This window comes from Bacteroides sp. 3_1_23 (assembly GCF_000162555.1).
In the GTDB taxonomy this organism is placed as follows: domain Bacteria; phylum Bacteroidota; class Bacteroidia; order Bacteroidales; family Bacteroidaceae; genus Bacteroides; species Bacteroides ovatus.
In genome coordinates, this window is the sequence record NZ_GG774949.1 from 1,026,899 (window position 1) to 1,039,282 (window position 12,384).

Sequence of the window (12,384 nt, forward strand, 5' to 3'; positions counted from 1 at the left end):
TGTTTCCCGTAATGAAACAGAGTGTTTCAAAGCATGAAACAGATCGTCGTCTTGTGGGATACGAACTGCCGTCCTATAGCTTACGATTGTTTTGTCAGCATTTGTCTTGTCTGACTCATATTTGAAATCAAAAAATAAAGTCTGGTGGCTATCATAGGACAAGATTCCCGGTAAAATTGAAGGGAAAAAGCAAGAAATCAGAGCGATAAATGGTGGTGATAGATGATAGATAAGGTGATAGGTTACCGGCAATCTATCACCATGCTTGAAAGTACTATGAATAAACTGTTTCAAGAAGTCTGGTGATAGATGAAAGATGAAAGTGAAAAAATCTCTATGTATGAGAAAGAACTTTTTTATTTTCTATTTTGTAAGCCGGCAAAGTCTGCGTTTTTGAAAAAAAACAATATATTTGCAATCGTAAATATCGCAAAAGTAAGTAGTTACGGCGATTTTTATGAATTCTGTTTCCTTTTTTCGCAGGTAATGTGACAGTATGAACGATAAAATTGACACCATAGTAGCGGGAGTAAACCGGAAGGATGAAAAGATGTGGGGCGATTTCTACGATCGTTTTTATACTGCCTTATGTGTTTATGTATCAAAGATATTGCCGGTCCCCGATGCGGTAGAAGATTTGGTGCAAGACGTTTTTATTTCTGTATGGGAAGGGAAGCGTACCTTTTCCGATATAAAAGAGCTTACCAATTATCTTTATCGTGCCTGCTATAATAATACCTTATTATATATACGCAATAATCAAATTCATGATACCATATTGAATTCTTTAGCCGAAGAAGAAAGCGTGGAGGACGAAGATATGATTTATGCATTGACGGTGAAAGAAGAAATTATCCGGCAACTCTATTGCTATATCGAAGAACTTCCGTCCGAGCAACGCCGGATTATCTTAATGAGAATCGAAGGACATACATGGGAAGAGATAGCGGAACGTTTAGAAATAAGTATCAATACTGTTAAAACTCAAAAGACACGCAGCTATAAATTCCTTCGTGAGAGGCTGGGCGACTCTGTTCATTCTATTATTCTTTGTTTATTTCTCTAAAAAGATAAAAAAGTCAATTTGATACATCTTCATCTTTTTATTGATTACTTAAGATTTGTTTTCTTTGTTAAAAGCGAACGGATTCCTTTTATATCGTGACATAATGTTATATTCTTACTCTTAAAATCCTCTTCTTTGTAATCTTATCTCAAAAAAATATCATCTTTTTGTCACCCTTTCTGTGAGTTATGTATATCTATAATAAAGCAAATTAAACAGTTGTTTAATTTAAAAAGGAGAAATAAGATGAAGAAGTTCGAAAATGTATATCAAGATGCCGCTTTAATGAAGAAAGCTCTTTTAGGAGAAGCTAATGAATCGGAACAGCAAGAGCTTGAAAAGCGATTGGCGGAATGTCCGGACTTGCAAAAAGTGTATGAGCAATTGCAGAATGGTGAGACATTAAGAGTTGCATTTGGAGAATATAAAAATTATTCATCAAAGAAAGCCTATGAATCTTTCCTTCAGAAAATCGGACAAACGGAACCGGAGGTAATAAAGAAGCCTCGTACTTTCCGGGTTTGGTGGTCTGTTGCAGCAGCTGTTGTTTTTTTAGTAATCGGTTTATCTTTCTATATGTCGAATTATGGTTCGATTGAAGAGGAAAGCAGACCATTGATTCAGCCGGGAGTTCAACAGGCACAATTGACTTTACCCGATGGCAGCATTATTGATGTGCATAAGAAAGAAGTTAACGTAATAGTAGACGGCGTCCAGGTAAAATATAAGGAAGGAGTGCTGTCATATGAACCAACCGTCACAACACAACACGAAGAGAAAAACGTCGAAGAGAAGCCGGTTAAGTCAAATGAACTTATTATACCACGTGGAGGGGAAAATACTGTAATCCTCGCTGATGGAACGACAGTTCATTTGAATGCTGGTTCTAAGTTGACTTATCCGGTACGTTTTGCGGGTAAACGCAGGGTTGTAGCTCTGGAGGGTGAGGCTTATTTTGAAGTTGTGCAGGATGAATCTCATCCATTTGTGGTACAAACTCATCTTGGTGAAGTGATGGTGCTTGGTACGGCGTTTAATGTGAATGCTTATACTAATGCTTCCGTTTGTTACACTACATTGGTGCGCGGAAAAGTACAATTCTCTGCACCGAATGTCGGAACGGTAACTCTTCAGCCGGGCGAACAAGCAGTAGTCTCTGCCAATGGCACAGAGAAACGTACCGTTGATCTGGACGAATATATCGGTTGGGTAAACGGTGTGTACAACTTTAAAAACCGCTCTTTAGGGGAGATTATGGAGACATTCGAACGCTGGTATGATATACAGGTTTATTATGAAACGCCGGATCTACGCGATATAACTTACAGTGGTAGTTTGAAACGTTATGGAGCAGTCAATTCTTTCTTGGATGCTTTGGAACTGACAGGCGATCTGACTTATAAAATCAGTGGCCGGAAAGTGTTGATATACGATGGAATGAAAGAGTAAGAATAAATAGAATATTAGGTAAAGTTTAATCATTAATTTATGAGAGAAAAACGATGGCTACTATGTTTTTTAGTGGCAGTGTGTTGCACATTTAGCACATGGGCTCTACCGTCACAGGATAAGACGGTAACTTTGAATCTGCATAATGTCTCTATCGAGACAGTTTTGGATGCAGTGAAGAAACAAACAGGAGTGAATATGTTGTATAATTCACAAATGTTTAAAGGAGTTCCTCCCGTATCAATTAATGCAAAAAATGAGAAATGGGAAGTCGCTCTAAAGTTGATTTTAAATCCCCAGGGATTTGATTATGTGGTGAAAGATGGTATTGTTGTTGTTCGTAAATTGCAGACCGAGAAGCGTGATAATCGTATCCATGGTACGGTTGTTGATTCGAATAAGGAACCGATACCAGGAGCTAGCGTCATCGTAAAAGGTACTCGTACGGGTACTTCTACCAATATCGAAGGTGAGTTTACGTTGGATGTGAAAAGTGACAAAGTGACTTTGGAAATCTCTTTTATTGGTATGAAAAAGCAGACTCTTCAAGTGGATGCTACTCGTCGGAAAAGTCTTGAAATTACTTTGGTTGATGACGTAAAAACACTGGAAGATGTGGTTGTGACAGGATATAGTAATGTTCGTAAAACTAGCTTTACTGGTAGTTCTACGCAGATTACAGGCGATGATTTACGGAAGGTATCGCAAACTAATGTAATTGATGCTATGCAGTCTTTTGATCCTTCTTTCCGTCTTATGACAAATACGCAATTTGGTTCAGATCCAAATGCATTACCAGAGATGTATATTCGTGGACGTTCAGGAGTTGGAGTGAGGGATTTGGATAAAGATCAACTTTCTAAATCAAATTTAGAGAATAATCCTAACTTGCCTACTTTCATTATGGATGGCTTTGAAGTGAGTATAGAGAAGGTGTATGATCTTGATCCTACCCGAATTGAAAGTATGACAATTTTGAAGGATGCTGCTGCAACTGCAATTTATGGTTCACGTGCAGCAAATGGGGTTGTTGTCATTACTACAGTGGCTCCTAAACCGGGTGAGGTACGTGTGTCGTATAATTTTACAGGGACTTTGGAAATGCCTGACTTGAGAGATTATAATTTGGCTAACGCATCCGAGAAGTTGGAAATAGAGAGACTTGCCGGGTTGTTTGATGTATCGGCAGGAGATAATATGGGAAATATCATAAATTCATATAGTAAAAAATATGCGCAGATACGAAAAGGAGTGGATACAAATTGGTTAGTATTGCCATTAAGAAATTCTTTTGATCATAAACATAGTGTGTACGTAGAAGGAGGAACACAAAACCTAAGGTATGGTGTGGATGCTTCTTATAATGGAACAAAAGGGGTTATGAAAGGATCCTCTCGCGATCGTTATAGTGTCGGTTTCTCTTTGGATTATAGAATGAAAAGCCTTCAAGTAAAAAATACAGTGTCTTTTACTCATACGAAATCAACTGAATCACCCTATGGCTCATTCAGTGATTACACGAGCATGCAACCTTATGATACTCCTTATGAAGATGGAATATTAGTAGAACAACTAGCCTTCTCGAAAACGGATAGGAATAGTGCAGCAAATAATCCTTTATACGAGGCAACTTTGGCGAATTATGATTGGAATGCATATGATGAGATTACAAATAATTTAAGTTTAAATTGGTACTTGACTGACTATTGGACTGTAAGAGGCCAATTTAGTGTGACTAGAAAGTATGCTAATAGTGAGAAATTTATAGATCCGTTATCGTCTAAAACTAGTGTGCTGGGGGAATCTTCAAGTGGGAATGAAGATAAGGTAGGGGATCTATATACAACTAATGGGAATAATTTAGACTGGAATGCAAATGCTTTTTTGTATTATACACGTACATTTGAGAAAAAACATAATTTAAATGTATCTATAGGATGGGAAGCCTCGGCAGGTTCGCAGGATAATACGAGTGCCCATTATCGTGGATTTTCATCAGGACAATTTCACTCTTTAAATTATGCTTCAGAAATCTATAAAAAACCAACACGTACAGAAGGAACTTCTCGCATGGTGAGTGTATTGGCTACAGCTAACTATACATGGAATGATATTTACTTAGCGGATGTTTCGGTACGTTTTGATGGTTCTTCTGCATTTGGTTCTAATCAAAGGTGGGCACCCTTTTTCTCAGGAGGTTTGGGAGTAAACTTGCATAATTATGATTTTTTAAAAGGAAATAACTGGGTGAATAAATTGAAAGTACGTGGTTCTTACGGACGTACGGGAAAAGTAAATTTCCCTTCCTATGCAGCAACTACAATGTATGAAACTCTTTTCGATGAATGGTATGCAACTGGTTACGGAGCTGTATTAAAAGCTTTGGGTAATAAGGATTTAACATGGGAAAAAACAGACAAGTTTAATATTGGTGTAGAAACGCAGTTCTTTGACAGGCGTTTAACAGTAGAAGCTGACTATTATTATGAGAAAACGATAGATTTAGTTAATGATGTCAGTCTTTCTAATACTTCAGGTTTTTCTACCTATAAAAGTAATATGGGTGAAGTTATGAATAAGGGGTTTGAGTTGACTGTACGTACTGATGTATATCGGAATCGTGATTGGATAGTAGCTTTGTGGGGAAATATGGCACACAATACCAATAAAATATTGAAAATATCTGATTCACAGAAAGCATATAATCAACGTGTAGCTGAATTTTATAAAAAGGAGCAGGATGCACAGAATATAAATTATTCATTGAAAGATGCTAATTATTCTGTGCCTATTGCACAATATGAAGAGGGGCAATCATTGACATCCATTTGGGCAGTTAAATCATTAGGTATCGACCCGACTACTGGTAAAGAGATCTATTTGAATAGAGATGGTACAGTGTCCGATAAATGGGATGCTACGCAAGAAGTTGTTGTGGGTAATACAGAACCGAAATTTAATGGAGCATTTGGTGTAAATCTTACTTATAGAGAATGGAGTCTGTTTGCTTCTTTCTTATATGAATGGGGAGGGCAAGAGTACAATCAGACTTTGGTAGATCGAGTGGAGAATGCAGCGATAGAGCGAGGAAATGTGGATTTACGAGTATTGACAGATCGCTGGCAAAAACCTGGTGATGTTGCCCAGTTTAAAAATATTAAGGATAGTAAATTGACTACTTTGCCTACATCACGTTTTGTACAGGATAAATCTTATATCCGTTTGAGTGCATTGACATTGAGTTATGATTTCAAACGTGAATGGATAAGGAAGTATTTAGGTATGAATATGCTTCGTCTTGAGGCCAGTTCAAGTGACTTTATAAATTGGAACTCCATCCGTCAAGAGCGTGGATTAAGTTATCCAAAATCATGGAAAGTGAATTTTTCAATTAAAGCACAATTTTAAGACTTACTATAATGAAAAAAATATATAGAACAATCATATCATTAGCCTGCTTGGCACTAACGTTTTCATCCTGCCAAGACTGGCTTGATTTATATCCTTCTGATGAAATCAAGGAAGAATATCTTTTTTCTTCAGGTGATGGATTCCGGACAGCATTGAATGGTATTTATCGTAAATTATCAACATTTGATTTGTATGGAAGTAATTTGACGTGGGGGATTATAGATGCTTGGGGACAAGTGTATGATAAGAATAGAGCTCCAACGAGTGGTAGTGGACAGGCAATGAGTAAAATCTGTAATTTTAATTATAAGCATTCAGAGTTGACACCAACAACAGATGCTATGTGGAATGCAGCTTGGAATATTATTGCCAACTGTAATAACTTGATACAGCAGGCAGAGGTTGCTGATCCTGCATTATTTTATGATCACGATACTGAACGCCGTATGATTTTGGGAGAAGCAATAGGATTACGTGCATATATGCATTTTGATTTACTTCGTATGTATGCTCCTGCTCCTGCTGCGAATCCTAATACACGTACTTTTATTCCGTATGTAGACAAATATCCTAGTTATGTGAATGATAAACAAACGGTTAGCTATTGTCTGGAACATGCTATTGCTGATTTAAAAGAATCACAACGTATTTTATTTGATATAGATACAGAGAGTACAAATTTTAATCCTGATAGGCGCTTTGTGCAAAAAGTGGCTGGTGAAGGTGCTTTTGCTGCGTTAAGAGGGTACCGCTTGAATTATTATGCTGTAACAGCCATATTAGCAAGAGTATATTTATATGCAGGAATGAACGACGAAGCATATGCGGAAGCGAAGAAGTTGATAGATGAAGAGGAGAAAACAAAATATTTTGCAGCCGACGAATCTTATTATGCTTCTGATAACTTTAAGAACGGTAATATGAAGATGTATGATAATATAATTTTTGCATTGTATTCTCCTACAGAATTAGTAGACTGGGATAGTGAGATTAATCATCTGACTGATGGTAAATCAGAATCTGATCAGAACTATTTGTCTTGGAGTAGTAAAATGATTGATGCTGTATATGGTATAGAGAAAGAGAATGATTTTCGCTTTAAGTATCAGTTGGAATCAAAATACTATGGATATAATTACCGTACATTGAAATATTATAAACAAGTGGAAAGTACAGAATACGGTAAGGCAAATAATCAGATTATTCCGATGATTCGCATGTCTGAAGTATATTATATTGCGGCTGAAGCGATTTATACAGAAGGCGATTTGCTTAAAATAGCTGAAGCAAAAAGTTACTTAGAAAAAGTGAAAAAAGGACGCGGTATTAAGACTGTAGATTATTCATCTGTTTCTTCTAAGAATGATTTTGTAAATATGATTGTAAATGATGCACGTCGGGAGTTTTTTGGCGAGGGACAAACATTATACATGTTTAAACGTCTAAATAAAGTTTTGACTTGTGATAGTGGTGAAATTCCAATGACGGAAGAATATGTCGTATTACCGTTACCTGATTCGGAAAGTAATATCAAATAACTAAACTTGGAGTAAGAAAATGAATATCAAGAATTTTATAATTCCTGCTATAGCATGCTTTTGCTGCTCTAGCTTTTTTATCTCTTGTGAAGAGAAAGGTTTGATGGTCAATGATAATGACGTCTCGTATATTATCTTTGCCAAAGATATGACTAAAGACACTACAACTGTTTCATTTAAGGTTTATAATGAGGGCGAAGTTCCGGAGATTCCATTAGAGGTTTCAGTATATGGTAAAGTGCAGGATAAAGATCTGAAGTTTTCTGTAAGTGTAGATGAAGATCGTACAACTTTACCTGCCAATTTATATGAATTACCAACAGAGTGTCTGATTGAAAAAGGTCAGCTGACGGGAAGTGTTTGTATAAAATTGAAGAATTCAGAAATATTGAGTACTAATACATTGATTTTAGCATTAAAAATAGATGAGAAGGAAGAAGTAAGAGAGGGAGCAAGACAATACTCAAGAGCAATTGTTACTGTAACAGATCGTTTATTTAAACCCAGTTGGTGGTCGGTAGCTGATACAGGTGGTGCTGATACTCCTCTCAATTCGGTTGAAGAATATTATTTAGGGATATATTTAGAAGATAAATATAAAATGTTTTTGGATGAGTTGAAAAAGGATGATATGGTATTTGATGGCAAGAACAAACAAGTACTACGTAAATATGCATTGAAGTTGAAAAATACTTTGAAAGATATTAATGCGGAAAGAGCAGCACAAGGTTTGGGGCCATTGGTTGATGAGAAAACACAATTAGAGATTACAGTTCCTGTTGCAGGGTAATAGAAAGGAAGTTAGTTTATGAATAAATCGTTTGTATATATAATCATAGCAATCTTATGTGTAGCTATGTCAGCTTGTCTGGATGATGACAACAATTATAATTATGATAAGTTAAATGAGCTTCAAGGAGGATATCAATCTATTGGAGGACTTAAAGATGATTATAGCATTGCTGTAGATGAAAAGTTAACTTTAACACCGACTTTTAAGTTTACAATTGATAGTATTGCACCGGATGTGAGTTATGAGTGGTATTTGGATGGCCAATTGTTAGCGGATGAACAAGGCCCATCCTATACTTTTTCTTCTTCTAAAAGTGGTACTGCTCGAATTACTTTTGCTGTGATAGATAATAAGTCGGGGGTAAAGTTTGCGAGATCAACAACTGTTAAGATTCGGACAGAGTTTCAACGGGGATGGGCTATTCTTTCTAGAGGAAATGATAACAGGTCTATTTTGAACTTTATTATTCCTTCCACTGTAACCTATTTTACAACTATAGATGGGAATGAGGAAGCACGTGATTCATTAGTGTATCATAGAGTGAAGATGGATGTAACTCCTAATTTAGGAATGAATCCTATTGGTTTAATGGAAAATCTGGGTAATATGGATTACTATAGTTCATTGGGTCTTGAAGTATATGATGAACTGCTTGTAAAGCAAGATAAATGGGCTGAATTGAATGGTAATACTTTGGAACATGAATTGTATACTTTTGAAGAGTTCAATAATGATTTACCTGATAATTTTTCTCCCGTAGAAGCTGCTATGACATATTCGGCAAAATTACTTCGTAATGAGAATGGGCATATTTTCTTAAATAATAAAATCGATGCGGGTGACTTTCATGCGGGATTTTATACATCTGTTCCGTTAAATAATGGAATGAAGTTTCGTAGACTGTTTCAGAGTCTTAAAATTAATGACCTTTATTGTTCCGTTATTCCAGCATTGAAGGAAGATAATACATTAGTTGGAATTTATGACGGTGGTATTACTGTTAGTGATTATAGTACAACCATCAGTGAGAATTCTACTAAACTGACTGGAAATGTTTATGAAATTACAGAAATGAATGATCAGAAGCATTTTCAAAAAATGTCTCAAGAAGTTGTGGATATGATTCCTGCTGCTAGTGCAAGGAAAAATGATTATGATGTTTCGGCAGCTGTTCCTGCTTGGGTCGCTCTGATGAAAGACCCCGGTAGTAATTCGTATGGATTGAGATATTTCGCATTGGAAGGAAAAGATGGAGGAGGTGTTGCAACTATTTCAGAGACTGAATATTTTGAGAAAGAATTAGGGGTAATACCAAGTTATAAAGACATTGCAGTTTTTAATAATAAAATGTTTGTTGTAATTGCAGATGGAAATAGACTATGGTATTGTCAATATGGTCAAGATCCGGAGACTGGTACTAACCATAATGAAGCAATGCTTTTGTTAGAAGAAATGACTAGTGATATAGTATCGTTAGCTGTTAATGACTTGTCTGCTTCTCCATATATGCCAAGTTATAATGGGCAGTTGGGAGTTGCGTTAGCGGATGGAACATTCAGTATTTATGAAGTTAAAGAAACCAAAAATCAGGCTACTGGGGTTTGTGAAGAAGTTACTTTAGGTAAGCTGTTCCCTAATGAAGTTATAGAAGATAACCACTTTGGTAATGTTGTTGATGCACTTTATAAACTTGGTCGTGGGTTTGATTATTTCTGGTTTGAGTTTTAATTAATATATGAATGTTTTTTTGAAAGAATTATTATAATGAGTATTAAAGTTTTTTTTGTAACTACTATACTAACATCTTGCACTATGGTGCAGATGATTGCTCAGGTATCTATTGGTAAATCAAGCAATATATTTGCCAATTATGAATTGGCAGATAAATTTCAAGATTTTACTTTAGGAGGTAAATTGTCTAATATTAGTCTATCGGTTTACCCTCGGGGAATTAACGATACAGATAGTTTCTGGTTTGAGTTTCAAACAACATCAGGCAAGGAATATTATTATGTAATGCCTGCTGCAGGAAAGCGTGAACCTCTATTTGACAAAGGGAAGATGGCTATGCAGTTAAGTGAATTTACCAAAGGTGTAGTAGATAGAAATAAACTGGATATCTCATCTGTAACTTTTGCCAAAGACCAAGGCTCGTTTGAGTTTGATTATAAGAGTAAACGATACAGCTATAATCGTCTGACGGGCAAGTTGACATTAGTAGAGAAGAAGGAAGAAAAGAAGGAGCCGGAAGAGCCCGTTTATAGCTGGATGACTTTTTCACCTGATAAAAAGTATATTTTGTATGCTAAGAATCACAACCTGTATGTAAAAGGAAATAAAGCATTGGGAGTGGATACAACCGAGGTACAGTTGACTACGGATGGGGTGGAAAATTTTTCTTATGCTCGTGAAGAAGAAGCGGGGGAGAACGGAGAAGTGCCGACAACAGCACTTTGGTGTCCGGATAATCGTCATATTTATGTAGTACGTGATGATAACCGTTTGTTGCGGGATTTTTGGGTAATTAATTCATTGGAAGATTCTCCTTCATTGATAAAGTATAAATATGAGTTTCCTGGTGACAAGTATGTTACTCAGAATGAATTGGCGATTATCGATATTGTAGAGAAAACAGTGAAAAAAGCAAAGATAGATAAATGGAAGGACCAATATATAAGGCCTCTTCATGTTACTTCGGATAGCAAATACTTGTTTTTTGAACGTACTAAGCGTACTTGGGATGAAGTAGATGTATGCTCTGTTAATCTGTCAACTTTGGAGGTGAAAGAAATCATTCATGAAGAAGATAAGCCATACCGTGATCCACATGCTCGTAATGTTGCGATCTTAAATGATGGAAAAGATATTCTGTTCCGTTCAGAACGTACTGGTTGGGGGCATTATTATCACTATGATGGAGACGGAAATCTCAAGAATGTGATGACTTCTGGTGAATGGGTAACAGGCTATATTAATTCTATTGATACGCTGAAACGCAAAGTTTATCTGTATGGATATGGTAAAGATAAAAAAGTAAATCCTTTCTATTACATGCTTTATGAAGTTGACATTGACAGAGAAGGAGTAACTCCTTTGAGCACGGAAGACGGACAACATAATGTGAATTTCTTGAAATCTCATAATTACTATGTCGATACCTATTCAAGAGTGGATATGGAGCCTAAGATTATGTTGAAGGATCGAAGAGGCAAGGTGATTATGGAACTGGCAAAACCGGATCTGGACCTGGTCTATGCATCAGGTTGGAAAAAACCGGAACGTTTTGTCGTGAAAGCTGCTGATAATGTTACCGATTTGTATGGGGTGATGTGGAAACCGTCCAACTTTGATCCGGAAAAGAAATATCCGATTATTTCAGTCGTTTATCCTGGACCTTATTTTGGATTTGTACCTACAAGTTTTACGTTGGATGATAGTTATTGTACTCGTATGGCGCAGCTTGGTTTTATTGTAATTACAGTAGGACATAGGGGGGATACGCCGATGCGTGGTAAAGCATATCACCGTTATGGTTATGGCAATATGCGTGATTATCCGCTGGCAGATGATAAATATGCGATTGAACAGTTAGCTCAACGTCATGCGTTTATTGACGGTAAGAAAGTCGGTATTTATGGGCACTCTGGTGGTGGATTTATGGCTGCGGCTGCTATTTGTACTTATCCGGACTTTTATACGGCTGCTGTTTCTTGTTCCGGAAACCATGATAATAATATCTACAATCGTGGTTGGGGAGAGTGCTATAATGGTGTGAAAGAAGTGGAAAAGGTTGTGAAAGACAGTCTGGGTAATGAGACGAAAGAGTATGAATATAAGTTTAGCGTGAAGTCGAATGCAGAAATTGCTAAGAACCTGAAAGGTCATCTGATGCTTGTAACAGGAGATATGGATAAGAATGTCAATCCAGCACATACTTATCGTATGGCTAAGGCACTGATTGAAGCCGGTAAAGACTTTGATATGTTAGTGATTCCGGGGGCTGGTCATGGATATGGTTCTGCTGATAAGTATTTTGAAAGGAAAATGTATCGCTTTTTTGCCAAACATTTACTGGGTGATACTCGTGCAGACTGTTGGGAAGACATAAACCGTAGTAAATAAGACGA

General features: G+C 36.6%; 7 protein-coding genes. All 7 read left to right on the top strand.

The features are described from left to right. Positions 1-496 precede the first annotated feature (496 nt). The 7 genes from HMPREF9010_RS20415 (at position 497) to HMPREF9010_RS20385 (ending at position 12,379) form a co-directional block, all read left to right on the top strand. On the top strand, positions 497-1,066 hold the full coding sequence (locus HMPREF9010_RS20415) for an RNA polymerase sigma-70 factor (RefSeq protein WP_004307824.1): 570 nt from the start codon (positions 497-499) through the stop codon (positions 1,064-1,066). Between the two features lie 246 nt (positions 1,067-1,312). Beyond that, on the top strand, positions 1,313-2,515 hold the full coding sequence (locus HMPREF9010_RS20410) for a FecR domain-containing protein (RefSeq protein ID WP_004307825.1): 1,203 nt from the start codon (positions 1,313-1,315) through the stop codon (positions 2,513-2,515). Positions 2,516-2,554: 39 nt separating this feature from the next. After that, entirely contained in the window at positions 2,555-5,923 is a 3,369-nt protein-coding gene (locus HMPREF9010_RS20405; protein WP_008647162.1) for a SusC/RagA family TonB-linked outer membrane protein, read from the top strand. 11 nt (positions 5,924-5,934) lie between these two features. Further along, positions 5,935-7,464 (top strand): RagB/SusD family nutrient uptake outer membrane protein, encoded by a 1,530-nt coding sequence (locus HMPREF9010_RS20400; protein ID WP_008647163.1) that lies wholly within the window; start codon positions 5,935-5,937, stop codon positions 7,462-7,464. A 19-nt stretch (positions 7,465-7,483) separates the two neighbouring features. Continuing rightward, a complete protein-coding gene (locus tag HMPREF9010_RS20395; RefSeq protein ID WP_008647164.1) occupies positions 7,484-8,254 on the top strand; it encodes a DUF4843 domain-containing protein in 771 nt (256 codons plus the stop codon). A gap of 18 nt (positions 8,255-8,272) precedes the next feature. Continuing rightward, a complete protein-coding gene (locus HMPREF9010_RS20390) occupies positions 8,273-9,985 on the top strand; it encodes a PKD-like family lipoprotein (RefSeq protein WP_008647165.1) in 1,713 nt (570 codons plus the stop codon). A gap of 84 nt (positions 9,986-10,069) precedes the next feature. Continuing rightward, positions 10,070-12,379, top strand: coding sequence for a S9 family peptidase (locus HMPREF9010_RS20385; protein WP_232284313.1), 2,310 nt, complete (start codon positions 10,070-10,072; stop codon positions 12,377-12,379). Positions 12,380-12,384 lie beyond the last annotated feature (5 nt).

Excerpts from the sequence above, each read along its gene's own strand:
- HMPREF9010_RS20415 (WP_004307824.1), top strand. The coding sequence starts at position 497 with ATGAACGATAAAATTGACACCATAGTAGCGGGAGTAAACCGGAAGGAT.
- HMPREF9010_RS20410 (WP_004307825.1), top strand. The coding sequence starts at position 1,313 with ATGAAGAAGTTCGAAAATGTATATCAAGATGCCGCTTTAATGAAGAAA.
- HMPREF9010_RS20405 (WP_008647162.1), top strand. The coding sequence starts at position 2,555 with ATGAGAGAAAAACGATGGCTACTATGTTTTTTAGTGGCAGTGTGTTGC.
- HMPREF9010_RS20400 (WP_008647163.1), top strand. The coding sequence starts at position 5,935 with ATGAAAAAAATATATAGAACAATCATATCATTAGCCTGCTTGGCACTA.
- HMPREF9010_RS20395 (WP_008647164.1), top strand. The coding sequence starts at position 7,484 with ATGAATATCAAGAATTTTATAATTCCTGCTATAGCATGCTTTTGCTGC.
- HMPREF9010_RS20390 (WP_008647165.1), top strand. The coding sequence starts at position 8,273 with ATGAATAAATCGTTTGTATATATAATCATAGCAATCTTATGTGTAGCT.
- HMPREF9010_RS20385 (WP_232284313.1), top strand. The coding sequence starts at position 10,070 with ATGGTGCAGATGATTGCTCAGGTATCTATTGGTAAATCAAGCAATATA.